The organism is Mycobacterium sp., assembly GCF_036490025.1.
Lineage (GTDB): Bacteria > Actinomycetota > Actinomycetes > Mycobacteriales > Mycobacteriaceae > Mycobacterium.
In genome coordinates, this window is sequence record NZ_DASXEP010000147.1 from 1 (window position 1) to 24,361 (window position 24,361).

Consider the following 24,361-nt stretch of genomic DNA (forward strand, 5'->3'; position numbering starts at 1 on the left):
ACTTCGCTTTTGCTGCGGCCTTCCACCACGACGGCAGTGATGACGAGCTGCGCCTTGGACATGGTTTGACCTCCCACGCTGATGAGGTGTCAACTATGTCGCGAGACAGCTGCCAACTATGTCCTGAAACCAGACACTGTCAGCCCGACAACATAAAGTCGTTTGAACAGCGCTTTTCCACCTGCTTCGAGTGCACATGCGTTCGACGGCATCGAAAATTGTCACAGATTGTCACAAGCGACTGGTTGATGTCGACGCACGCGTGTGCGACCGCGTTAGTCGCTGGCGCGTGATGCCGGCGGAGCAAAGCTGCGCGTCGCTATCTCAAGAGCGTCGGGCTGAGCATGTACATAGGTGCGAAGAGTGAACGACACGTCGGCGTGACCTAGCCAAGCCGCGACCAAGGCGATGGGGACGCCCTGGAGATGCATGAGCGTCGCGCAGGTGTGCCGGGCATCATGCAACCGCACCTGTGGCACGGCGAGATTCTTTATGGCTCCATGCCACATGGTTGAGAGCGTCGACGGGTGATAGGGTTCGCCCGCCTCGTTGCAGACGACATAGTTCTTGCCTGCGTAGGCCTCTCCGAGTGACAGCCTTTCTGCCGCTTGGCGGGCTTTCGCCGCGTTAAGTTCGCCAAGCAACGCGTCGGGCAGTGGGAGCACTCGGCTAGCTGATGCCGTTTTCGGGTCGTCTTGGTCGAGCGCGCGGCCCCCGACGTCGACACGCGTCTTCTCAATCAGCACTGTCCGCCCGTCGAGATCCACGTCTTCCCAACGCAACCCAGCGATCTCCCCGCGTCGTAAGCCGGCAAGAGCGAGGTGCCACGCGTGCCGGTTGCGATCGCTAGCGATGCCCTTTAGAACGCTCCGCACCTGGTAAGCAGTGAAGGTCTCGAACTTCCTGGCCTTACCCGGAACCCGATCGACCAGTTCCGCAACGCTTCTCGCCAAACGGCCCTCGGCGACCAGCTGCCGGAGGACCTGCGAAAGTGCCCCGAGCATGTAATTGCATGAGCGCGCGCTCCACGCTTTCCGCGGCCGACCTCCTGGTCGCTCTAAAGTCCCGTCGCGCAGCTGCACGATCAGTTCGTCGATATGTCGGCGTGTCAGATCTTGAATACCGAGGTCACCGAGCTCGCTGCGCACCGGCTGGCGGACGTACTCATAGCCTGCGGCTGTCGTGGGTCGGATCTTGTGACGAGACTTCAGCCAATCCGCACAAGCGTGCTCGACCGTCAGCGTCGATCGCTGGACGTAGGTGCCGGCATTCACCTGACCTTGGATCTCTGCGAGGGCCACCCGGGCTTCTTTCTCCGTCCGGTAGCGGCGCCGTAGCTGTTTGCGCTTTCCGCCAGACGAACCGGTGTCAACCGTCAGCTGATAACGCACGACAGCCTTACTCCCGACCCGGCGAGCTAACTCGACGCGTCGGATCTGAGGTGGAAGCTGGCGGCGTTCAGTCATGGGCGCCGGGGTGTTAAGACGCGGCTTCGGTATGGGATGCGATGAAGCGGTGAATTTCGGCGGATGTAACCCGCCGAGACGCCCCAATCTGAACCCAAGCAAGCTCGCCGCCATCGAACAGACGATAGATCGATGAGCGCGAGATCCTCAGGGCTGAAGCAGCTTCCGATACCGTCAGAAGAAGTCTGCCCTCGATCGGACGCCCAACGAAAGGGCTATGCTGCATCGGGTCCGGGGAGTGCATCTGGCTCATGGGATCCCCTCGTGGTGAGTGCTGTTCCACCACTGTAATTCGCCCCAGTGACTACTTTGTGCACACTTTTCGTACTCGTTTTTTAGTAACGCTTGGCGTTAATAACGGCTTACGTTACTATTGACAGGTGATCCGCTCGTTCCGGGATAAGGACACGGAGGCGGTATGGCGTCGCCGCTACGTCAAAAAGCTCAGCCCGGAGCTCAGCAGGCTCACATACAACAAGCTCGTTCTCATCAACGCAGCCGAGAGCATCAACGACCTGCGCGTGCCGCCAGGCAACCGGCTCGAAAAATTGGCCGGCGGTCGCGCCGGCCAATACAGCATCCGCGTTAACGATCAGTGGCGCATCTGCTTCACCTGGAGCGCTGCCGGTGCCGGAAATGTTGAACTGGTCGACTATCACTAGAAAGGAGAAGCCGATGGCAGACTTCGCACCCACCCACCCCGGCGAGATTCTTCTCGCGGAGTTCCTTGAGCCGATGGGTATCTCGCAGTACCGGATTGCGAAGGCGATTGATGTCCCGGCGCGACGTATCAACGAAATCGTTCACGGCAAAAGAGGAATCAGCGCGGACACCGCTCTGCGTCTCTCGCGCGCGTTAGGACTGAGCGACATGTTCTGGATCAACATGCAGGCTCAATACGACGCCGAGGTGGCGCGCGACCACATCGGAGGGCAACTCGCCTCTATCGAGCGGATCGCTTAACTGATGGACTCAGCACGGCTTGCGTGCGGCTAGGGTCATCGGCGGCTGGGTCCCTCTGCGTTCGACAGCCGGAACAGGGGGAGTGATGGGCGCGACCGTGATCGTTATTGGCACGAATCAGATTCGAGACTCCCCGATGCTCCGCAATCGTGACTGGATGGAGTTAATCGCGAAAGCCCGCGAGTGGGATCTGCGATTTGTCGTACCTGAAGTCTGCTTGGTGGAAGCGACCAATGTAGTTCGTCGAAAATGGACCGAAGAAGTACAGACTCCGCTGGGAAAATTGAAGCTTGGCGAGTTCGGTCTCGCTGAGTCGCAACAAGCGATGAACGAGGTGATCGACGCTGCCATAAATGGCTATGGCGAGGCGCTGCGCGCTCGACTGGCTGAGATCGGTGCCGATGTTGTCAAGGTTCCCGATTCTGTTGAGTGGACTGATGTGGTGCAGCGCGCGAGCGACAGGCGCGCACCATATGGGCAGGGGCAAAAGGATGGGTTTCGGGACACCCTCATCTGGTACAGCACACGTGCCGTTGCAGCAGAAGCCCTGAGTGCGATGTGTGGCTGATCAGTACGAACCACACCGATTCGGCGGAAACGCGAAGACAGACTCAGAAGCGTGCCCTTATCCGCTGCATCCCCATCTCATCGAGGAGTTGCAGATCGACGGGTCGCAAAGTCGGGTCTCGTATGTGCGCACGCTCGGGCGTCTCGTGCAGCATCTAGCAGGCACCTACGACGGGCTGCCGGCAGAAAAGCGAGAGGCGCTAGTCGCTCACCTCGGCCTAGAAGGGTTCGAGCGGGTGCTTGCAGATTCGGTTAGACAGTTGCCATTGAATCCCTCCGCCGCGGCACTGCCAGTGCGGACTGTAGCTGCCTCAATCCAGTCCAGCGCGAGCTACTCGGACACTTTGGAGCTTGTCGACGCCGCGATGCGCGGAGGCGCCGGGTGGACAGCGCAATTTCACCAAACTATCGAGGCGGTAGTTCATCTCGCGGATCTGGCGGGAGATACCGCAACGGCGGAAAAGAAGTTGAGCGTGGCTGGGCGTCTCGAGGTCGGTGCTGATGGGAACGTTCGGCAGCTAATAGTGACGTCGATAGAGGCGTTACCAGATGACCCGGCACGTAGGGCCTGGGTTCGATGGCAATCTTCGGACGCAATGAGGTCATTGCTGGCACAAGACATAGTGAGCGCGTTTCAGGCGTCGCCTACGTCAGATTTGATGGCGGAGTATTTCAAGTCGATGCCGTCAGCATCAGATCAGATGAGGGATCTGCTCACGACATCCAGTCACCGCTGGACTCCCTCAAGAACTCACCCGGCATGCTCGATGCGCTGAAGAACATCCAGTTACCGCTGGACTCCCTCAAGAACTCACCCGGCATGCTCGATGCGCTGAAGAATATTCAGTCGCCGTTAGATGCATTAAAGGATTCGCCGGGAGTGTTGGGCGCGTTCGAAACTAGGCGGCCCGGAGACGTCGAGGAACCGGCGACTAGCCCGAGTAGTAACGAGACGATCAACTTAGGCGAAGGTTCGTCGGAGGCCGCGGGTGAAGAGCGCGGGGGCGCGAAAGAGTTGCCCGACGATTGAAAGCGCGCTGATGCCACGTCCGCTGATCGTTCGAGTCAGCCTACTTACGCACCACACTCGCGGCTTATCTGCCAATCAATCTTATCTTCAATCACCTAGAAAATGTCTCACCAACCGCGAAGCCCGCGCTGACGGTGTGATGGTCTCCATCGACGGGGTCGCTGCGCTGCGCGGGGTCCGGGCCCGCACCCTGTCGCCAACCGGAGCCGTCGTCGCCGGAGGCGGAGCGCTCCTGTTCGCCGGCCTAGGGATTGCAGCACTCGGCACTGCCGAACAGCCCGCGGTGCAGCCGGCTTAAGGGACAGCTGTCTCGTTTTTAACGTTGTGGGTTTCGCAGATGTCGCCACGAAAGCATCGGGCCGTGGCGGTCAACCCGCGCTGATTTGCTCGTCGAACCCAAAGAGCCGAATTGCAGCCGACTTTCCTTTCAACGAATGGAATCCCCGGTCGATCAGTCCGGGCGGTCGAGCGTTTAGAGCGTCGGCAGATTTTTCGGTCAGCAGTATCGAGTCGAGTGTCGTCTTGGTGAGCTGCTCGACGCGGGCCGCGACGTTGACGGTGTCGCCGATCAACGTGAACTCGAGTTTTCCTGCGCCGCCGATGGTTCCAGCGATCACCACCCCGGTGTTGACTCCGATGCCGATCCGAAGTTCACCGCCGAATCGCTCGGCGACCATGCGGTGAATCAGCACAGCCGCGCTCACCGCAGCATCAGCATGAGCCGCGAGGTCGTTCGGAGCGCCGAAGACCGCCAGGGCACCGTCACCGAGGAACTTGTTCACGTGCCCACCGGCGTCCACGACAGCAGGCACCACGATCTCGAACAGCGTGTTGAGCCGAGCGACAACGTCCTCGGCGGGATTGGCCTCGGCGAACGGAGTGAAGTCGCGGATGTCGACAAACATCACCGTCACCTCGCGACGCTCACCGGTGAACACATCGTCACCCTGGTCGAGCAGCCGCGTCGCGAGAGCCGGGTCCACGTATGTCCCGAACGCGGCCTGAAGTCGTTGTCGCTCAGCCAAACCCGCCTGCATCCGGTTGAACGAAGCTGACAGCGCGCCCAGGTCATCGTCCTGAACCACCGGCAGGCGTTGGCTGTAATCACCTGCCGCAACACGCTCGGTGCCTTCAGCCAGATCGCGAATGGGTTGCATGGACGGTGAGAATGCGGCTGCGACAGTGATCGGCACGGCGACGAAAAGCGTCAACCCACACCCGATCACGGCCCAGAGCACCGGAGCCTCGCTGGCCTGATGGAACAAGGTAGCAAACATCGCGCCCCCGACGGTGAACGAGAACGCGGTCGCGAGCAGTAACACGTTCGACCACGCGGCAAAACTCGGCCGAGAACGGGGCAGAGCGTCACCGATGCCCGTATCACCGGCGAGCGCGAGCCTGATTGGTCGCAACTGTGCTTCGACCATGCTGTGCACCGGGATCAGCGCTACAGCTGTTGCGAAGGCGGCACCCACGATTCCGTACTGAACTAGCCGAGACCCGGTCGCACCGACGATCGCGCCGATAGCGACCAAGAGCAGGGCACCCCAAACAGCGCTGGCCGCTAACGCCCGGACAACCGACCCCCGACCCCATGTGTAGGTCGCTTCCAACGCCATCGCCGGGTCGACCGGGTGACCAGCTGCCCACTGCTCCCAGAGACGGGTGCGCTTCACGCTCGGAAGGTTCACTGCGTACCCGAGCGTGAGCACGGCGACGGCCGTGAGGGCCGCCGCCTCCACGTAATGACCGGACCTCTCGAAAGCGACAACGCCGAACGACGGGATGAGAAAAATCGGCAGTGTCAAGAAGGACATGATCGCGTAGACCGCCCACGAGTACCGCGCCCCGTACCGACCCCACGCCCACTGCCAAATACGATCCATGTCGGGAGACTAAGGCGGCCAGCCACCTGGTCATACGTGTTTGAACGCGCATCCGTCATCGCATTGTCGAGCGGCTTGTCTATCTGGGCGGCGTCCTTCGTTCTGGGCCTGCCTAGCCTGACGTCGCAGAACTAAAGAATTGAGATGGTTCGGCGGAATCATCTGTGTCGCAGAAAAGACCAGTTGGCCTCGTCGCAAAAGTTGCCTCAAAATCGTTGTCGCACATTTACATGTTCTGAGACTTATGAGACACTTAGGTATGGCGCCCCGCACCGCACCTGTCACCACCGGAACTCAGCTTGGCTATGCCCGCGTGAGCACTGGGCATCAATCCCTGGATCAACAGGTTGATGCGCTCACTGCCGTGGGCGTTGACGCCGGTCGGTTGTACAGCGACAAGCTATCGGGCAGCTCCGCCCGAGTGCAGCGTCCAGGTCTTGCCGCGCTTCTCGACTACGCACGCGAAGGCGATGCCATCGTTGTCGTCGGTATCGACCGCCTTGGCCGCAACGCCGCCGAGGTTATGACCACAATCCGTGAGCTTGGCGAGCGCGGAATTGTGCTGCGTTCCCTTCGCGAAGGCATCGACACGTCGAACGCCACAGGACGGATGGTGGCTGGCGTGCTCGCCAGCCTTGCGGAGCTTGAGTTGGAGTTGGGTCGCGAACGCCGCACGGCAGCACGAGACGCGCGGCGGGCGCGGGGCCAGTCCATCGGTCGCCCCAAGGCGCTGGATCAGTCGAAAATGGCTCTGGCACAGCGGATGCACGCTAGCGGAGAGTCGGCCAACACCATCGCTGCCACTCTCGGCGTCAGTCGAGCCACCGTGTATCGCGTACTCGCCGATGACGGCGGCCCCGAAGGCTAACGACCCGACCGCCCTAGCGTTCGGGCGGCGCAAGCGCGCGCTCCTGGGCGGACTCAGACGCCTGTAGCAGCCTCAGAAGGTGTCCGCGCACCGCTCGACCAAGGATGCCCGCAACTGCGTGCAAGTCGTATGGATCAAATGCCTCAGTGCCGTGCGATAACTGGTTCCTGACATGTCGGAGCGCCCCGACGGTTGTGGTGATTTTATCGCTTTGGACGATAACTGCTTTGACCAGTTTGGACTCGGCCAGTTCCGGCTCTAAGTCGGTCGGCCGTCAAATGCGGAAACTCGCCAGAAAACCGGCTGGAGGTGTAAACCATGTCTCGGGACACCTGTCAACGATGTCCCGAGACATGACAATGGTCGGGCTGACAGGATTTGAACCTGCGACCACTTGACCCCCAGTCGGGCATCGGCCGAATTTTGTTGTCTTGCAATGCGTCTGAATAGCTTCCTACCAGCAGAAAGCTTCTCCTGCTGTCTCTGGTCATCTCCACTGATACGTACCCAGTTGTGACAACGTCGTGACAACGCCAGTGTTGGATGCTCCATGGCGTGGGACTATCACCGCCATTTGCTGGCTCGCCCTGGTGGCATCCGGGACACTTCTCACGCTCATCGGCCTAACCGCCGCCGGCGACGCTTACCTGATCCGCGAAAGTAGCCGAATGTTGACGCCGACCTACTCGATGCGAACGAGTCCACTTGGGCGTTTGTACTTGTTGGCCGCGTTGGCTTAGCCAGTAAACCGCTGGTCAGGACGTTGATGACGTTGGCGCACGACGGCGGCCGACGAATCTACTGCGGACGCATTGCGGACGCCCTCGACCAGATACGGGTTCGGGTGCGGACGGCAACCCTGATTGTGACCACATTAGGGTCTTGCCTCGACGACACTGAGCGGCGACGCCGTTTCCACCACGCGCGTCATGGACAGCCCAGCATGTTGAAGCAGCTCGCGGTATTCCTCTGCCGTTCGTTCCCTTCCGGGCATGCTCAGCAGCATTTCTAGATCAATCCACTTTCCGATGAAATCGCGGTCGTGAGTGGGCATGACGGTTTCGATCAGCAGCACCGCTGCATCGGCCTTCTCTGCTGCCACGCGCACATTGCGCAGAATCGCAATAGCGTGTTCGTCGGGCCAGTCGTGGACGACCCGTTGCAGGATGTATGCGTCACCGCCATCCGGGACTCGATCAAAGAACGATCCATCCTCTATACGCACCCGCGCTTCGATCCCGCGTTGCCGCAACAGCTCGGGCGCTCCCTGGACAACTCGCGGCAGGTCGTAGAGCAAACCCTGCGCGGTCGGCGTCGTGGCCAGAATGCCGGCTAGCAGTCGACCGTGCCCGCCACCTACGTCCACAATGGTCGAGTAGGGGCTGAAATCGTAGGCACCAATCACTACGCGCTCCGCCAAGGCCGAAATGCTCGTCATGGCGTCGTCGAATAGCTTCGCCAGTTCGGGGTCGTCGTCCAGGTAATCGAAGAACTCCTTGCCTCGGACCAACGGAATGCTGGGCTCACCGGTTTTCACCGACTCCGACAGCAGGCTCCAATGCTCTCGGTGTTTCTTGGACCCCCAGAACAGTGCTGCCGAGGCCGTCGAACCCGGTGTCCCTGAGCGCAGGGTGGCCGCGAGCGGGGTTAAGCCGTAACGCCCGTCGCGATGCTGACGGAATATGCCTTGACTGATCAAGGCTCGCATCAGCCGACTAAGTGCGCCGGGGTCCGCACCGACGCGGTTCGACAACTCATCGAGTCCAAGAGGGCTCCCTACGAGGGCATCCGCGATGTTGAGTGCGGCGGCCGTCTGGATCGCCTGAGGTATGAAAGCGCCGAGAATGAGCTCGATCATCGCCACCGGGGGCGGAACGAGGCGTTGATGTAGTCGAGACAAGTGGTGGCGCAAACGCTCGACAGCTCGGACGAGCTTGACGGGCGGAGCCTTCGCATCTTTGGGCACGCGCGTTTCCCCTCTCCTCTGCTAGACCATGCGCCGGTTAGTGAACCACGCATCACGCCAGACACACGTCAGAAACTGAGTAGATGACCGTGCATCACGCCGCCAATGCTGGGCCGCAGCAGGCGCGATGGCCAGATTTCGGCGGAGAGAGAGGCGACGCTGAGCCGTTCGAGGCGCAGGCTTCGGACTTAAAGGGGGCACCCCCCACCCCCGGTCGGCTCGGGCGATTCGCATTTCGTCGTAGGTCGGCAGACGATGCGCACCAACTCTGTGCTGATCGGGTGACCATAATGGTTCCCGCCGTTCCTAAATCGAATGTGTCGTGTCGAAGGGGTTATAGGTTTGTCTGAGTCTGCGCTGACACTCAAGACGCCGCCGGACACGTATCGGTGCTCCTGGACGCTGTCGAAACCACCTGACGAGGCGGCTTGGAAGTCGGAGGGGGACGTAAAGCTATTAGGGAGTCGCCAGCCCTCTGGCGGTGTCTACGGTCGGGCACCTATCAACTTCTCTAGAAGCGCGAGTGGGGGTATCAGCTATGGAGCCCCGCAATACTTTGAGTATCCGGTGGTCTACGGCGAGCTAATCAACGGCCGCGACTTGATCCTTATTGACGCTCAGCTTTGCGTTTGGGAGGCCGACCGTCGTAGTGGGTTCATGTCCGCGTTTCCGCATTATTCGGCAAATTTGCCGGACAAGCCCGTTCCTGAGGACTATCTTGCGGCTACCTTATAAATAACTGAGAATCCTCACAGTCTTTCCAGGAGCCGACGAATGGCTCAGCGTCCTAGCAAGCGGAATCGTCTGTCGCGCAAGGAAAATGCGCGCCGGCGAGCACGTGTGGTCGGTGTCGGCGCGGCTGCCGGGGCGTTTTTGGCTGCGGCGATGACTCCACTTTCCAACGCGCCGGCCGCCCATGCCGACGGGTTTGATGTGATCCTTGAATCCGTCATCAATTCCATCGCCGGCTCCTTGACCGGTCTGGCCGATCCGCTGACCAGTCTTGACGCGGTGTCGGGTGTGGATCCGGTGGCCGGTCTGGGGTTGCCCGCCGCGGATCTGGCCGCTAGCAGCGGCAATTTTGGTGTGAGTGCTGCAGATTCGGCGCTGGTGTCGGCGTCTGATCCGACTTCGGCCGCTAGCTCGTTCGACACGATGCTTCAGACGCTCGCGCAGGAGTGGATCAGCAGCCAATCCGGCGCGGCTTACGACGCTCAGCTCAATACGTTATGGCACGACCTTGGCGGCAGCGGCATCCTGATCGGCAACGGTGCTAACGGAACACCGGACTCAACGTTGGCAGCGGCCAATGGTGAGGCTGGCGGCTTGTGGTTCGGCAATGGCGGCAACGGCGCCACCGATGCGCTCGGGCAGGGCGGTAGCGGCGGGGCCGGCGGGGAGATCGGTAACGGTGGTGATGGCGGTGACGGGGCCGGCGGCGGTGCCGGCGGAAACGGCGGCAATGCTGAGCTGATCGGCGACGGCGGTGACGGCGGGGCCGGCGGCAACGGCGTCGACGGCCTTGCGGGCAGCACCGGCACGGCCGGCACGGCCACCACCGCAGGCGCCGGCGGCAACGGCGCGACGGGCGAACTCGGCGGCGCGGGCGGTAACGGCGGTAACGGTGGGCTGCTTTCCGGTGACGGCGGTGACGGCGGGGTCGCCGGCAACGGCGGCGCGGGCGGCGCCGGCGGGGAAGGAGGCGCTGGCACCGGCACCGGCTCGGGCGGTAGCGGTGGCACCGGCGGTGACGGCGGGGCGGGCGGCCAAGGTGGTAGCGGAGGCTCGGGCGTTAGCGGTGGCGGCGGCACCGGCGGCGCAGCCGGCACCGGCGGCAACGGGGGCTCCGGCGGCGGCCCCGGACCAGGCGACGACAACTTAGAACACGACGTCTCCTTTGGCGGTGGCGGCGACGGAGGCCCTGGCGGTCTTGGCGGCGCCGGGGGCGATGGCGCGGCGGGCGATAATTCCGGATTTGCCGGCGGCAACGGGGGCGCAGGCGGCCAAGGCGGCCAAGGTGGTGCGGCGGCACAACACGACGGAAACGCCGGGTTCTACGGATTCAACGGCGGCGGCGGTGCCGGCGGTAATGGTGGCACTGGCGGTACCGGCACCGACGGTGGCAACGGCGGGGCCGCCGGCGGTGGTGGCGCGCCCGGCAACGGCTACTACGACGGGTCTGGGATCAACGGGCCAGCCGTGGTCGGCACGGGCGGAGCCGGCGGGGACGGTGGTGTTGGGGGCTCCGGCGAGAACGGCGGCCAGGGCGGCGACGGCGGCAACGGTGGCGGCGGCACCGACGGCTACATACAAGGCATGAGTGGCGGAAACGGCGGAAACGGCGGAAACGGCGGCGCCGCCGACGCCGGTGGCAGCGCCGGTCAAGGGGGTAGCGGCGGGAACGCCGGTAATGGCGGTAGCGCCGCATACGTTGGCACCGATGCTTATGGCGGCGCCGGCGGCACCGGCGGGGACGGCGGCAACGCAGGCGCCAACGGCACCGCCGGTGGTGGTGAGGGCGGCAATGGTGGCATCGGCGGCACCGGGGGCCCGGTCGGCACGCGCGGCATCAACGGAGCCGGCGGCGCCGGAGGTACCCCCGGCGGCGCTAGCGGCACACCCACTTTGGCAAACGCAACCGTGCCCTTGACGATGAATGCTGACCACCAACCGGTGGCATATATCTCCGTAAACGGCGGACCGATGGAGCCCGTGATAGTTGACAGCGGATCCACTGGACTTGTCATCGAACCCCAATACGTCCCAACACAAGACCTCGGTAGCGAAATCTATTCGGGCTCAGCCGGTTACAGTGGCGGGCTAAGCTACTCCTACGACACCTACGACACGACGGTGAGTTTCGGAAGCGGCCTGGTCACTTCGCCGACCGCCGTCGACCTCGTCACTCCCCAGTCGACGCAAGCTTTCGAAAGCTATTTTGCTTCCACCGGTGCAGTCGGCGTTCTGGGTATCGGGCCAGACAACGGGTTCCCGGGAACCAGCGCCGTGATCACGGCGCTGCCGGGCACTCTGGATCAGGGTGTGCTCATCAACGAATCCCAGGGCGTGCTGGAGTTCGGCCCCAACCCCTTAACCAGTACCATCTCGATCGCCGGAGCGCCGACCACCGCCTTGGACGTAAAGATCGATAGCGGACCTCTCGAACACGTTTCCGTCGCAATCGATTCCGGTGGCGTGACCGGATTCATCCCGGCATCTTTGCTCGACACCGGTCAGACCTCCGGAACCGTGCCGGCGGGAATAACCATTTCGGTCTACACCGGCAACAGTGAGACGCTGCTGTATGCGTACACAACGACCGCGACGGACGGGCCATTTGTTACGACGGGAAACGCGATGAATTCCGGGTACATACCCTTCTACCTGGGACCGGTGTACATCGCGGAAAACCCAAGCGGTTTCGGCACGACAATTTTTGATTTCTGACGTTGGCGCGTGTGCCCTACTGCGGCTTGCGGCAGAAATACGGGCGGGTGCGGCGTAAATTAATGTCGACCCGAGGGAAGGAGACGCGATGGCGGCCTGGTTCCTGAACGTCATCCTTCGATGTTGGCCCAAGGCGGCTGATGAGTGACTTGACCCCCGACGATGTGCGCCGCTGGGACGCAGGTGCCGTGCTCAAGGTCTTTCAGATGGCCAACGGGCGTGCGGGCACCTTGCAGAAGTTCGGCGACGATCTGGGTCAGGTCGGCCAGCAGCTCTCCGACTGGGAAGGCGAGGCGGGGAACGCATTTCAGAGCAGTCTGGGCAGGGCGCACACCGACATCGAGGCTGACGGCCGCGAATCACGTCAGGTGGCCTCGGCGGTCTGTGACGCCTGGGAGGACGTGCAAATCACCAAGGGAATGATGAGCGAGGTCGACCAGACAGCCTCGGGGTTCGGCTTCACCGTCACCCCGGACTGGAAGGTCGACATCGGCACCGCCGGCCTCCTGATGGGATCGACAGAGGCTCAGTTGGAGCAGCAGATCCTGCAAGGTGAACTCGACACCGTAAAAACCAAGGCGCACACCACCGATCATGAACTGGCCACCGCGATGCGAGCCGCGGTCGGCGACGCCAAGCTCGACTACAACGGGCGTGAAATACCGCAAGCACCACCCCGGCCCGGCGTTTCTCGCGGAAGCCGCCGAGGAGACTGGTTGGGGCGACACCCTCACCGAGTACGCGGACGGCTCGGAGTACGAAGGGCGCGTCGACTTGGGTAACGTCAACCCCGGCGACGGTCCAAGGTACAAGGGTCGAGGCGGGATGCAGCTCACCGGACGTACCAATTACACGTCCGCAGGAAAAGCGTTGGGGCAGGACCTGATTGGCAACCCCGACCAGGTCGCCAGCGATCCCGTCATCGGGTGGCGCACCGCCGGGTGGTTCTGGAACCACGGCACCGGCTTGGGCGACCTCAACCAGCTCGCCGACCAAGGCGACATCACCACCATCTCGCGTGCGATCAACGGCGGCGACCACGGCCTGCAAGCCCGCATCGACAACTACAACAAGATCCTGAAGTTGTTGGGCGCGTCATGATTTCGCACGCTATGCCTCGACTACTCACCGTCACCGTCTCTGCCGCAATCGGTTTGGCGTCGGTCGCCTGCGCGAGCACGAAGCCGGGCGCGCCCACATCGGAGAGCGTTACGCCAAAGCCCACTTCCACCATCACCCCAACCAGCATCCCGCCCGTGGCGTCGGGTGTGTCCAACAACCAGAACTACATCGTCACGATGATGCCCATCGATGGCACGACGCCGGATGGTGCAGGCCGCTGGCATGTCATGGTAGGTCAGCTATCCGGCGGCGACCCGGCGGTAACCGGCGCGTTCAACGAATCCAGTAACACCTCAGCCCACCACCAGATCGTCCAAGCCCGCTCCGACGCCAGCGGGGTGCAAGGGTGGAATTTTGAGTCGAAGTCGGCAATAACGTTCCGGCCCACCGCGATCGGCGAGGTTCTCAGCGGGGCCTCCTACACCAAGGGCGCCGCACACCCCACTGACTACGTCAGCACTGTCGTCATCGACAGCCGTACCGCGCATCCCATCACCCTTGGCGACCTGTTCACCGAGGAACAGGCCGGGCTTGACCGTCTCTCGGAACAAACCAAAAGCATCTGGCCTAAAGTCTACGGTCCCGGCGGTGACGGTGCTCCTATGCTCGACGAGCCCGGTAACCGGTCCGTACCGCAAAACTTCGCCAATTGGATCCCCACCGCGGCGGGAATAGAGCTGCGCTTTACCGACGGCCAATTTGGACACGGTCTGCCAGTGATCACCGTGCCGTGGCCGGCGTTCTCCGACCTGCTGGCTCCGGACATGAAGGCCCTCGGTCAAGGCTGAGATGCAGACTCATTTGTCGGCTGGATGGCCTTCGCCGTTGTCGGCCAAGTAGGTGACGCTGTACCACTGGCGATCGGCCGGCCGGCCGGCCGCATCGCCTTCGAAAGCAGTCGCCTGCTCCAGACGGACATCGGTCAGATGCGGATTCTGCAGGCGGATAAAGTCTTCGAGCTCAGCGTCTCGTGCGGCTCCGGTGAGACTTCTCTCTGCGGGAGCCTTTCCCTCATACCTCGACCAACTCACATCTCTCATCTTGCTACGCCGACGGGCATAATCGACCCGTGACATCACCGTTCGCAGTAGCGGGCGCGATCGCCGTCGTCGAGCTCGGCGGGATAATCGCGCTTGGGGTGCTGCTCATCGTGTCGCGTCATCAGCTGAAGCAGATCCGATCCGAACTGGAGCGCGCTCGCCAACCCAAGGCTGTCCGGCGGCGCCGGCGCCCCGGGCTCGCACCGTTCGCGATCAGGACTGCGTGGCGGACAGCCGACTCTTTGATGACCAAAGGCATTGGCGCCACAGTCCGTAACTCGATCGAAGATCTGGCCGGCTGGGCGCAGGTCGAACGTCCCGACCTCGCCCGGCTGACCGCAGACGGCGACGTCGTGATCGCCTTTTCCGACATCGAGGATTCCACCGCGCACAACGAAGAGTTGGGGGACCGAGAATGGGTCAAGGTGTTGGAGCGGCATAACCGGCTGATAGAAAAGCTCGTCGCCGATCACGGCGGGCACGTGGTCAAAACCCAAGGCGACGGATTCATGATCGCTTTCGCAGATACCGAACAGGCTGTGCTGTGCGGGGTTGGGATACAGGGGGCGCTGCTCAAGAACGCAGAACAGTGGGCGGACATCCGCGTCCGAATCGGCATCCACATCGGGCCGTCGGTCCGACGCGGGGACGACCTGTTCGGACGTAACGTCGCGATGGCCGCCCGAATCGCGGGGCAAGCAAGAGGCGGCGAGATCCTCGTCAGCGAAGCGGTGCGCGAGGCGATCGATGGCGTGGCCGGTATCGACCTGTGCGCACCCCGCGAGACCGAACTCAAAGGCCTACAGGGCACTCACCGGCTCTACGCCGTGAAAGTGCCCGCCTGACTGACTGGTTCACGGCCGAATTTCGACTTCATCGTTGGGATTGAAGTAGCGCTCGGTTCCGTCGGTGAACTTCACGGTGCACATCTCGGGCAGGAAACCGCCGTCGTGCGGAGCCAGCTCGCAGACCACCCGCGTTTTGACGCGTTTCCACGCGTCCTCGCCTTCGCCATGCTCGCGGACTTGGTAACCGGGCAACCGGTTGGTGAGATCGACTGCCCGCATGCGGAGCACTCGACTTGATGGCGTCGGCATAGTGTCCAATTCTGCCCAGCGTTTCTTACGAGCAGGTGACGACTAGAGGTTGACGGGCTGCGCTTGCGGCCGCCGGCGTACCAGTGTCGGCCACCAGAACCACGGCCCCAGGATGGCGAGGATGGCCGGCACGACGAACGACCGCACGATCAATGTGTCGAGGAGCAGACCGATGCACACGGTGGATCCGACCTGACCAATAGTTCTGAGGTCGCTGGTGAGCATGGCCAGCATCGTGAACGCGAACACCAACCCGGCCGACGTCACCACACCGCCGGTGCTCCCGAGTGCGCGGATCAACCCGGTATGCAGCCCGGCATGAATCTCTTCTTTGACCCGGTTGATCAGCAACAGGTTGTAGTCCGACCCCACGGCAACCAGGATGATGAACGTCAGCGGTAGGACCAGCCAGTGCAAATGCAAACCGATGAGGTGCTGCCAGAAAAGTATAGATAGCCCGAACGCCCCAGCGTAAGAGAAGGCGACGGTGCCCGGAATCACCAAGGCCGCCACCAGACTTCGCGTGATGAACATCATGATCAAAAAGATCAGCACGAACGCCGCAATGGCTGCGATCATCAGATCCGACAGCGCGTATTCCTTGATGTCTTTGTCGTTGGATCCCGAACCGCCGATGTACACCCGGGCGCCGGCCAACGATGTCTCTTTCAAGATCGTCTTGATCGCCTCGGGGAATTGTTCGACGTGTTCGACGCCCTCGGGGCCCATCGCGTCGCCTTCGTGCGTGACGATGAATCGGGCCGCCTTGCCGTCCGGTGACATCATCAACTTTTCACCGGTTTTGACGTCTTCGTTGTCGAAACCCTCGTGCGGGATGTAGAAGAAGTCGTCGCTGCGGGATTTGTCCCAGTCGTTGCCGACGTTGATCGAATCGTCGAATGTCTGCTCGGTCTGCAGGGACTGCAGATCCGCCGATCCGTAACTGTTGACCAACTTCGCCTGCAGGGCCTCGGTGTCGTCGGCGGTGGCTTTCAGCTGCGCGATGATTTTCGGGAAAGTTTTGTCGACCTCCTCGATGGAGATCCTTGCGTAGTTGATATCTTCGGCCAACTTGTCGATCTGGTCGATCGTGTCGAATACCGATCTGAAGGTCCAGCAGATCGGAATATCGAAACAGTGCTTCTCCCAATAGAAATAGCTTTTGATCGGACGGAAGAAATCGTCAAGATTTGCTACGTCGTCCCTGATGTCTTCGCTGACCCTTTGCAGGTCCGCGATGGTGAGAGCAGTCTGATGCAGCTCATCGGACACCTTTTGGAAGAAAACGATCTCCTTGCGCAAGACCGCCACCGAGTGCGCCTGGATGTCCGCCTGCTGGTCGGTGTTCGAGTTCTGTTCCCTGTTGAACGGCAGCTGCTGACCGTTGCCGCTGCCCTGGGTGGTGAACAAGTAGGGGATCGACGCGTGCTCGAGCGCGCGGCCCAGGGGCCTGGTCATGCCTTGCACCATGGCCACACCGGGCAGGCGAATCAGAGCTCTCGCGACCCGGTCCAGTGAGATGAAGTCGGCCGAGTTGCGCATGTCGTGGTCGGTTTCGACCATCAGCATCTCGGAGAACAGTTTGCTTTTGGGGAAGTGCCGATCAGCCGCCTGAAAACCCAGATTCGCGGGGGCGCCGTGCGGTTGGTACTGGCGGTCGTCGTAATTCTGTCGATAGCTCGGTACGAAAATCGCGCCCAGCATCACGATGGCCGAACTGGCCGCCAGCACCGGCACCGGCCAGCGCACCACGCTCGCCCCGATCCGTCGGTACACATGCGCCTTGGCTGCCTGCCTCGGGTCGAACATCCCGAATAGGCTGCCGACCGTCAATACCGCCGGGCCGAGCGTCATCGCCGCGGCGATGGTGAACAGCATGGTGATCGCTACCGCCGGTCCCATGGTGTGGAAATAATTCAGGCGCGCGAACGTCAAGCAGTAGCACGCGCCGGCGATCGTCAGCCCCGAGCCGATGATGATGGGCGCCACGCCCCGGTAGGCGATATAGAAACTGTCCTCCCGGCTCTCGCCGGCTTGCCGCGCCTCGTGATAGCGACCCATCAAGAAAATGCCGTAATCGGTCCCGGCGCCCAGCGTCAGCGCGATGACGATGTTCACCGCGAACGACGACAGCTCGATGTATCCGAGATGGCCGAGGGTCGAGATAATCCCTTTGGCGACAAGCATTTCGATGAGGACGCCCAGCAAGGGTACCAACAGCGTGGGCGGCGAGCGATACACGATCATCAACATCACCATGATGAGGATGATCGTGACAATGGTGACGTTGTTCAGGCTGGCGTTGGCGATGCTCAGCGTGTCCGATGCCAGCGGCGCGGCGCCGCTCACGAAGACCTTCAACCCGGGCGGCGGGGTGTCCTTGGCGATGATGCCCCGGACGGCGTTCACCGACGCGTTCGCCTCGATCTGCCCGATGTCGCCGGCGAGACGCAACAGCGTATAGGTGCACTTGCCATCGACGCTTTGCGCGCCCGCCGCGGTGAACGGCTTGCCCCACAGGTCCATCACGTACTGCACGTGCTTGGTGTCGCGCTGCAGGCGCTGCATCAAATCGTCGTAGTAGCGGTGGTCTTGGTCGGCCAATGGACGGTTCGCCTCGAATACCACCATGGTCAAGTTCGTCGAATTGGACTCGTGGAACTTTTCGCCGATGTGCAGCAGCGCTCGCTGTGACGGCGCGTAGTGCGGGACCATTGGTCCGGCGAGTTCTTCTGCGACCTCTTCGACCTTGGGCATGAATGCTGTCGTCGTGACCGCGAGAAAGCCCCAGAAGAAAATGATCGGTATCGCGAAGGTGCGGACCATTCGCGGGATGAAGGGACGCTTGACCCGGTGCTCATCCAGGCGGTGCTCGCTCACGCGGATTTCACCCTGCACTCGACGTCGGCATCCTGATGATTACCGGACTGCTCGTCGCGGACGACGCCGTCCACCAGCATCCGGCAGCCCACCTGACCGCCGTGAACGTGCACGGAAATACTGCCCGACGCGACCGTCAGCGTGGTGGTCTCCGTGTGGGACCAGGGCAGCGTGGTGACATCGACTTGGTGCGGATGTCCCTCGATGTCGACGTAGACAAGCTTTCCGCCCTTCCCGAGTGAGCCGAACACCTCATAAGTGAGCCGCTTGACATTGAATTGCTCCGGCGCCTGGGGACCGTTGACGGTGATCACCGGCTCGGGCTCGGAGAACTGGTGCACCTTGTACATGCACACCAAGCCCACACCGACCGCAATCACGGTAACCAGCGGCATCCAGATTCGCGACAGGACAGTCCGCCCGACTGAACGAGGACTCACTCGATCACCTTTCTACGGGCCTCGTGCTTTCGATCCGACCTAGCCGCCGGTGCGCCATATCAATCTGGTTGATATGGCGTCGTGATGACGTTACCAGTACTGAACGGAAACGACTACAACTTGCGAACGGTATCACCTGTCATCGCCGCCGGCAGTGCGGACAACCAAGCCTTAGGCCGCCACCGGCGCGTTTCGCAGACGGCCCTTGAGTCGCCTCGCCCGCAGAAGTTGGATGGCGAGGTTAGTCGAGGTCAACATCGGAATCACCCCGATAAATGTTCGCTCAGAGGGGGTGGCTCCGTGCAAGTATTCGAGACTACCGAGAACGTAATAGCAACTGAGCCAAAACAGGGCGAACGGGATGCAGAAGGCCATTGGGTTCCCGCGTATAGCGACAATGCGCTCGGCGTACTCGAACTCTTCTGGCGTCATGGGTTCGCGTTTGCGCAATTTTCGTATGACTCGCGGCGCAGCTCCGATTTCTTCGCTGATCGGAAGAGTGGGTTGCCGCTCCAGCCGCCGGGTGTAAGTAAAAGCGATTGATACCAACAGAACTGCCACTGCCAAGGCGATGACGGTCAAAAGACCCCAGAAGTACGTACTCACATCCCACTCCTTCGCTGCGCGGTTCGAACCTAACATCACGCGCGGGATCCGGCCGTTCGTCGACGGTGCGCACCCGCTCGGCCGAGGCTGTAAGACTGTCGGCATGCCACGCAGCCACCCCGGGTCGAACCAGGACGGAGAAGCATGAGTGCAGGTGCGCAAACCGGAACAATCACCACCCGCGTTCCGGAACGTCTGGATCGGCTGCCGTGGTCGCGATTTCACTGGCGCGTCGTTGTCGGCCTGGGCGGGGTGTGGATCCTGGATGGGCTCGAGGTCACGATGGTCGGCAATGTGTCGTCGCGCCTCACCGAACACGGCAGCGGGATCGCGCTCACGCCCGCCGACATCGGCACCGCGGCGGCGTTCTACATCGCCGGGGCATGCTTGGGCGCGTTGTTCTTCGGCCATCTGACGGACCGTTTCGGACGGCGCAATCTGTTCATCCTGACCCTCGCGGTGTACCTGGCCGCCACCGTTGCGACGGCATTCGCATTCGCACCCTGGTATTTCTTCCTCACCCGGTTCTTCACCGGCTCCGGTATCGGTGGTGAATACGCGGCGATCAACTCAGCGATCGACGAGTTGATCCCCGCCCGGGTGCGCGGGCGGGTGGACCTGGTGATCAATGGGACGTACTGGCTGGGATCGGCCGCCGGTGCCGGCGGTGCGCTTGTCCTTCTGGACACGTCGAACTTCCCGGCCAACATCGGATGGCGGCTCGCGTTCGGCATCGGCGCCATCTTCGGCATTTTTGTCCTTCTTGTCCGGCGCAATGTCCCGGAAAGCCCACGCTGGTTGTTCATTCACGGACGTAACCAGGAAGCCGAGCAGATCGTCGGCGAGATAGAAGCCGATGTCGCCCGGGAAACGGGCCAGCCGCTTCCTGACCCGCAGGGCCGGCCGCTGAAAGTCCGTCAGCGCGAGACGATTTCATTTCTCGAGATTGCCCGGGTCGCGTTCAGGCTCTACCCGCGACGCGCGGTCCTCGGACTGGCGTTGTTCATCGGGCAGGCCTTTCTCTACAACGGCGTGACGTTCAATTTGGGCACGTTGCTGAGCGGTTTTTACGGAGTCGATGCCGCCAAGGTGCCGCAGTTCTACATTCTGTGGGCCTTGAGCAACTTCTTCGGTCCGCTGGTGCTCGGGCGGCTCTTTGACACCATCGGCCGCAAACCGATGATCACCCTGTCCTATGTCGGGTCTGCGGTGGTGGCCGTCGTCCTTGCGGTCCTGTTCGTCACCCAGACCGGCGGCGTGTGGACGTTCATCGGCGTGCTCGCCGCGACGTTCTTCTTGGCCTCGGCGGGTGCGAGCGCTGCCTACCTGACTGTCAGCGAGATCTTTCCGATGGAGACCAGGGCATTGGCGATCGCATTCTTCTACGCGGTCGGCACCGGAATCGGCGGTATCAGCGGGCCACTGCTGTTCGGTCAGTTGATCGACTCCGGGCAACGCAGCGAGGTGATGTGGTCGTTCCTCATCGGCGCGGCCGTCATGGCCATAGCAGGGCTGGTGGAGCTTTGGCTCGGGGTTGCTGCCGAACAACGCCCGCTCGAAGAGCTGGCTTTGCCCCTGACGGTGGCCGACGCTGAGCGCGACGAGGAATCCCAATAACGGAGTGAAAGACCCGGCTTGGCCAATTCGTCGTGAACGTGTTCTGAACGTGCGCCGTCTGCTGATTGAGAACTTCGTAGCTGGGCTGCGGCCTGCTCTCAGCTTTGCAAGACTCGGAAGGCATGAAACGTCTGCCGATGCTGATAAGCGTCATTGCACTAAGCACTTTCGCTGCGCCGGCTTACGCCGACCCCGGTTCCGGTAACGACGCCCAGTTCCTCAAGGAGCTTGCATCGGACGGGATTACCTTTCAGGATCCGGGCGCGGCGGTAAGCGTTGCCAAGCAAGTGTGCCAGTTGGTCGACACCGGAACACCGGACGCGGACATCGTCAAAAACCTCCAATTGCGCAATCCCGCGCTCAACGGAACTGGTGCCGCCGAATTCACCACGCTCGCGGCCGCCTCGTACTGTCCGAAGTACTTGACCGGCGAGGGTCGCCCTCCCAAACCGCCTGGCGCAGCCGGACATTAAACCCCGCTGAGGACAACCTCGTCGGCCGCAGCGCGCATGCGCTCCGACAGTCGAAGCAGATCGTGTTCACCGACCCCGTTTTGCAGCGTGTACGCGAGTTGCCGCAACTCAACGGCGCAGTTACGCAATTCATCCTGGAACCGGGACTCAACCGGGATCATGACCTTCTCCCTTGGCCAGGACGGGCTTGGTGCCCGCCAATTTAATATAAAAATGTACGCAGTCCAGTCGCCCATCGGGCAGTGACGTCGCGGCGCCGCGCGCGTCAACTGCCGACCTCACCCACAACACGTCGCTCATCGGTCAGGACCACGGGAATGAACTCGTCGCGCGGGCGTCAGCCTGGCGAGGAAAATCGCATTGTGCACCGATAGCAGGCTCGTAGGTCATTGCGCCGCAATGACATCGCCATGTTTGGTGTCGCCCGCATGAACATGCCGCGCTGTTCGCCACTATCCGTTCGAGCCGCATCAGATGACCCCGTGGGCAGCGCATCGGTGGCGGGACCGTCATGCCTCTGGACGGGAACCGCACCAGTCGACCGACCGCAGACATAGCGCGACGGTAAACGCCATCCCTGCGTGCGGCATTAATAAATGGGATGGAGTCGCTGAGAAAAATTCAGTTCTGCGGGCCCCGGCTGACTTGGCGAAACAGTGTTAGCTTCGGTCCGTGGCCGAACACAGCAAACCACTACGCTTCGGCGTGCTTGGCGCGGCCCGCATCGCACCACTTGCGCTCATCAATCCGGCCAAGGGCAACGCCGACATTGTGATAGCTGCAGTCGCGGCGCGCGACGGCTCTCGCGCTCGGGCATTTGCTGCCAAACGTGGGATCGCGCGAGTGCACGAAAGCTACCAGGCGCTGATCGCCGACCCTGACATCGATGCCATCTACAACCCGTTGCCGAACGGCTTGCACGGCAAATGGACTCGAGCGGCACTGGCCGCCGGTAAGCATGTGCTGTGCGAGAAGCCGTTCACCGCAAACGCCGCCGAAGCCCGTGAAATCGCCGACCTGGCCGCGAAGTCGGATCGGGTCGTGATGGAGGCATTTCACTACCGCTACCATCCGCTGACGTTACGTGCAGAGCAGATCATCGCTTCGGGTGTGTTGGGGAAGCTGGAGCGAGTCGAGGCGGCCTTGTGCTTCCCGCTGCCGAAGTTCTCGGACATCCGTTACAACTACTCGCTTGCCGGGGGCGCGCTGATGGACGCGGGCTGTTATGCCGTCCACATGGTTCGCACGTTCGGCGGGCCGACTCCGGAAGTGGTTTCGGCCCAAGCCAAACTGCGCAATCCGCAAATCGACCGGGCGATGACCGCGGAGCTGCGGTTTGCCGCGGGCCACACCGGCCAGGTCCGCTGCTCGATGTGGTCGTCGCGTCTGCTGGAGATCAGTGCCCGCGTGGTCGGAGACCGGGGGGAGCTGAAGCTGTTCAATCCGGTGACTCCGCATTTTTTCCACCGGCTCTCCGTGCGATCGACCGACGGCAATCGTGTCGAGCGCTTTCCTCGCCGGCCCTCCTACGCCTATCAGCTCGACGCGTTCGCCGGCGCGGTGCTGCGGGGCGAACCGGTGAAGACCCCGCCGTCCGATGCCGTCGAGAACATGGCCGTGATCGACGCGATCTATCGCGCGGCGGGCCTACCGCTGCGTCAGCCGAGCTGATCATCCGGCCCGCTACGGCGCGACGGGTCGATTCGTCCATTCCCGGTCGGGTCGGCGCGACGAGCGGAACCACCCGCCCGCGGCGCCGGTGCCGCCGTCCGTCGGGATGGTGTGGCCGGTGACGAAGGCCGACAGGTCCGACGCCAGGAACAGGATCGCCCGAGCCTGGTCCTCGGGCGCCCCCATCCGTCCGACAGGAACCCATTGCGGCCATTGCGCTTGCTCTTCTGCGGAAAGCCACTGCGAATAGGGCACCTGCAGTGATTCGGTGACATCGGGGGCGATCGCATTGACGCGGATACCGTCGAGGCCGACCTGGACCGCCAGGCTGCGGGTGAAGTGGATGACCGCGGCTTTGAAGGCGGCATAGACCGGATCCTCCGGATAGCCGCGCAAGCCCTCGACCGACGAGACATTGACGATCGCGCCGGTCCCTCGTTCGATCATGGCGGGCAGGAAAGCATGCGTGACCAGGAAGACGTGATGCAGGTTGATCCGGTAGAGGTCGTCCCACAGCTGCGGATCGGTGTCGACGAAGTCGCCAGGGTGGCGCAGCCAGTGACCGACGTTGTTCACCAGCACGTCCACCCGGCCATGACGCTCCAGCACCGAACGCGCCAGGTCGGTGACCTGACCGGCGTCACAGACGTCCGTGACCGCCGAGAAAGCTGACCCGCCCGATGCGGTGATCTGATCGACGGTCTGGCGAGCACGCTCGGTGTCGACGTCGGCGACCACCACCTGCGCACCGTGATCGGCGAACAACCGGGCGGTCGCCGCGCCGATCCCGCCACCGCCGCCCGTCACCAGCGCGATCCGGTTTGTCAGCAATCCATTCATACCGGTCAGGATGCCTGACGACGGCTGCAGGCGGGACCGAGCGCCATATCATCGGGTAATGAGCACCGGCGGACTGGACACTGTGGGCTCGCCGGCATTCACCGACGAAGAATCGGCGCGCTACCGCGCCGCCGGCTGGTGGTCGGACATGACATTGTCCGACGCGGTGGCTCGCAACGCCGAGCGGCGCCCTGATCACTCCGCGTACATCGACCACCCCGGCAAATCGTTCACCTGGGGTGAATTTGATTCTGCGGCAACGGCTCTGGCCGAACAGTTGGCCGGCATCGGGGTAACCCGGGGTGATCGGATCGCAGTATGGCACGGTGACTCCGCCGCCATCCACGTGCTGTTCGCGGCCGTCGAGCGATGCGGCGCCGTC

General features: G+C 62.4%; 25 protein-coding genes. 14 read left to right on the forward strand and 11 right to left on the reverse strand.

The annotated features are described in order from the left end of the window. Positions 1–275 precede the first annotated feature (275 nt). Both VGG53_RS16630 and VGG53_RS24060 read right to left on the reverse strand, forming a co-directional pair. Positions 276–1,466: a site-specific integrase gene (locus tag VGG53_RS16630; RefSeq protein WP_331519167.1), complete on the reverse strand. Its 1,191-nt coding sequence runs from the start codon at positions 1,464–1,466 to the stop codon at positions 276–278. Between the two features lie 13 nt (positions 1,467–1,479). Continuing rightward, positions 1,480–1,719 (reverse strand): helix-turn-helix domain-containing protein, encoded by a 240-nt coding sequence (locus VGG53_RS24060; RefSeq protein ID WP_414688981.1) that lies wholly within the window; start codon positions 1,717–1,719, stop codon positions 1,480–1,482. Between the two features lie 127 nt (positions 1,720–1,846). On the opposite strand from VGG53_RS24060, the gene VGG53_RS16635 reads away from it, so the two are divergent. From VGG53_RS16635 to VGG53_RS16655, 5 genes are all read left to right on the forward strand, one after another. Then, positions 1,847–2,128 (forward strand): type II toxin-antitoxin system RelE/ParE family toxin, encoded by a 282-nt coding sequence (locus VGG53_RS16635; protein WP_331519168.1) that lies wholly within the window; start codon positions 1,847–1,849, stop codon positions 2,126–2,128. A 13-nt stretch (positions 2,129–2,141) separates the two neighbouring features. Next, positions 2,142–2,429: a HigA family addiction module antitoxin gene (locus tag VGG53_RS16640; protein ID WP_331519169.1), complete on the forward strand. Its 288-nt coding sequence runs from the start codon at positions 2,142–2,144 to the stop codon at positions 2,427–2,429. An 85-nt stretch (positions 2,430–2,514) separates the two neighbouring features. Further along, the gene (locus VGG53_RS16645; RefSeq protein WP_331519170.1) at positions 2,515–2,997 is read left to right on the forward strand and encodes a PIN domain-containing protein; all 483 of its coding nucleotides are present in this window, start codon (positions 2,515–2,517) and stop codon (positions 2,995–2,997) included. A 576-nt stretch (positions 2,998–3,573) separates the two neighbouring features. Then, a complete protein-coding gene (locus VGG53_RS16650) occupies positions 3,574–4,026 on the forward strand; it encodes a hypothetical protein (RefSeq protein ID WP_331519171.1) in 453 nt (150 codons plus the stop codon). Between the two features lie 136 nt (positions 4,027–4,162). Then, positions 4,163–4,324: a hypothetical protein gene (locus VGG53_RS16655; RefSeq protein ID WP_331519172.1), complete on the forward strand. Its 162-nt coding sequence runs from the start codon at positions 4,163–4,165 to the stop codon at positions 4,322–4,324. Positions 4,325–4,394: 70 nt separating this feature from the next. Here VGG53_RS16655 and VGG53_RS16660 read toward each other — a convergent pair whose 3' ends face one another. Further along, positions 4,395–5,912 (reverse strand): adenylate/guanylate cyclase domain-containing protein, encoded by a 1,518-nt coding sequence (locus tag VGG53_RS16660; protein WP_331519173.1) that lies wholly within the window; start codon positions 5,910–5,912, stop codon positions 4,395–4,397. 259 nt (positions 5,913–6,171) lie between these two features. Between VGG53_RS16660 and VGG53_RS16665 the strand changes: the two genes are divergently transcribed. After that, a complete protein-coding gene (locus tag VGG53_RS16665; RefSeq protein WP_331519174.1) occupies positions 6,172–6,780 on the forward strand; it encodes a recombinase family protein in 609 nt (202 codons plus the stop codon). 874 nt (positions 6,781–7,654) lie between these two features. On the opposite strand, the gene VGG53_RS16670 is transcribed toward VGG53_RS16665, so the two are convergent. Further along, positions 7,655–8,638: a methyltransferase gene (locus VGG53_RS16670; RefSeq protein ID WP_331519189.1), complete on the reverse strand. Its 984-nt coding sequence runs from the start codon at positions 8,636–8,638 to the stop codon at positions 7,655–7,657. 882 nt (positions 8,639–9,520) lie between these two features. Here VGG53_RS16670 and VGG53_RS16675 point away from each other — a divergent pair. The 3 genes from VGG53_RS16675 (at position 9,521) to VGG53_RS16685 (ending at position 14,103) form a co-directional block, all read left to right on the forward strand. Continuing rightward, positions 9,521–12,193, forward strand: a complete 2,673-nt coding sequence (locus tag VGG53_RS16675) for a PecA family PE domain-processing aspartic protease (RefSeq protein WP_331519175.1) — start codon at positions 9,521–9,523, stop codon at positions 12,191–12,193. Positions 12,194–12,787: 594 nt separating this feature from the next. Beyond that, a complete protein-coding gene (locus VGG53_RS16680; RefSeq protein ID WP_331519176.1) occupies positions 12,788–13,294 on the forward strand; it encodes a glycoside hydrolase family 19 protein in 507 nt (168 codons plus the stop codon). Between the two features lie 53 nt (positions 13,295–13,347). Then, positions 13,348–14,103 (forward strand): DUF3298 domain-containing protein, encoded by a 756-nt coding sequence (locus VGG53_RS16685; RefSeq protein WP_331519178.1) that lies wholly within the window; start codon positions 13,348–13,350, stop codon positions 14,101–14,103. Positions 14,104–14,112: 9 nt separating this feature from the next. Here VGG53_RS16685 and VGG53_RS16690 read toward each other — a convergent pair whose 3' ends face one another. Next, a complete protein-coding gene (locus VGG53_RS16690) occupies positions 14,113–14,355 on the reverse strand; it encodes a hypothetical protein (protein ID WP_414688982.1) in 243 nt (80 codons plus the stop codon). Between the two features lie 29 nt (positions 14,356–14,384). Between VGG53_RS16690 and VGG53_RS16695 the strand changes: the two genes are divergently transcribed. Next, on the forward strand, positions 14,385–15,200 hold the full coding sequence (locus VGG53_RS16695; protein ID WP_331519180.1) for an adenylate/guanylate cyclase domain-containing protein: 816 nt from the start codon (positions 14,385–14,387) through the stop codon (positions 15,198–15,200). Positions 15,201–15,209: 9 nt separating this feature from the next. Here VGG53_RS16695 and VGG53_RS16700 read toward each other — a convergent pair whose 3' ends face one another. The 4 genes from VGG53_RS16700 to VGG53_RS16715 form a co-directional block, all read right to left on the reverse strand. Further along, positions 15,210–15,422 carry a hypothetical protein gene (locus VGG53_RS16700; RefSeq protein WP_331519181.1) on the reverse strand — a complete coding sequence of 71 codons (213 nt, stop codon included), beginning with the start codon at positions 15,420–15,422 and terminating at the stop codon, positions 15,210–15,212. A gap of 72 nt (positions 15,423–15,494) precedes the next feature. Continuing rightward, positions 15,495–18,278, reverse strand: a complete 2,784-nt coding sequence (locus tag VGG53_RS16705; RefSeq protein ID WP_331519190.1) for an RND family transporter — start codon at positions 18,276–18,278, stop codon at positions 15,495–15,497. A 50-nt stretch (positions 18,279–18,328) separates the two neighbouring features. Next, positions 18,329–18,727, reverse strand: a complete 399-nt coding sequence (locus VGG53_RS16710; protein WP_331519191.1) for an MmpS family transport accessory protein — start codon at positions 18,725–18,727, stop codon at positions 18,329–18,331. A gap of 216 nt (positions 18,728–18,943) precedes the next feature. Further along, the gene (locus VGG53_RS16715; protein WP_331519182.1) at positions 18,944–19,378 is read right to left on the reverse strand and encodes a hypothetical protein; all 435 of its coding nucleotides are present in this window, start codon (positions 19,376–19,378) and stop codon (positions 18,944–18,946) included. Between the two features lie 144 nt (positions 19,379–19,522). On the opposite strand from VGG53_RS16715, the gene VGG53_RS16720 reads away from it, so the two are divergent. Continuing rightward, positions 19,523–20,995 carry an MFS transporter gene (locus tag VGG53_RS16720; RefSeq protein WP_331519183.1) on the forward strand — a complete coding sequence of 491 codons (1,473 nt, stop codon included), beginning with the start codon at positions 19,523–19,525 and terminating at the stop codon, positions 20,993–20,995. Positions 20,996–21,117: 122 nt separating this feature from the next. Continuing rightward, positions 21,118–21,468 carry a DUF732 domain-containing protein gene (locus VGG53_RS16725; protein WP_331519184.1) on the forward strand — a complete coding sequence of 117 codons (351 nt, stop codon included), beginning with the start codon at positions 21,118–21,120 and terminating at the stop codon, positions 21,466–21,468. On the opposite strand, the gene VGG53_RS16730 is transcribed toward VGG53_RS16725, so the two are convergent. Beyond that, entirely contained in the window at positions 21,465–21,629 is a 165-nt protein-coding gene (locus tag VGG53_RS16730; RefSeq protein WP_331519185.1) for a hypothetical protein, read from the reverse strand. The two genes, VGG53_RS16725 and VGG53_RS16730, sit on opposite strands and share 4 nt — an antisense overlap. Positions 21,630–22,140: 511 nt before the next feature. Here VGG53_RS16730 and VGG53_RS16735 point away from each other — a divergent pair. Further along, on the forward strand, positions 22,141–23,139 hold the full coding sequence (locus VGG53_RS16735) for a Gfo/Idh/MocA family oxidoreductase (RefSeq protein WP_331519186.1): 999 nt from the start codon (positions 22,141–22,143) through the stop codon (positions 23,137–23,139). A gap of 12 nt (positions 23,140–23,151) precedes the next feature. Here VGG53_RS16735 and VGG53_RS16740 read toward each other — a convergent pair whose 3' ends face one another. Further along, complete coding sequence (locus tag VGG53_RS16740) at positions 23,152–23,979, reverse strand: SDR family oxidoreductase (protein WP_331519187.1); 828 nt, start codon at positions 23,977–23,979, stop codon at positions 23,152–23,154. Between the two features lie 58 nt (positions 23,980–24,037). On the opposite strand from VGG53_RS16740, the gene VGG53_RS16745 reads away from it, so the two are divergent. Further along, positions 24,038–24,361, forward strand: a 324-nt coding sequence (locus VGG53_RS16745) for an AMP-binding protein (RefSeq protein ID WP_331519188.1), incomplete at its 3' end; no start/stop codon positions are given.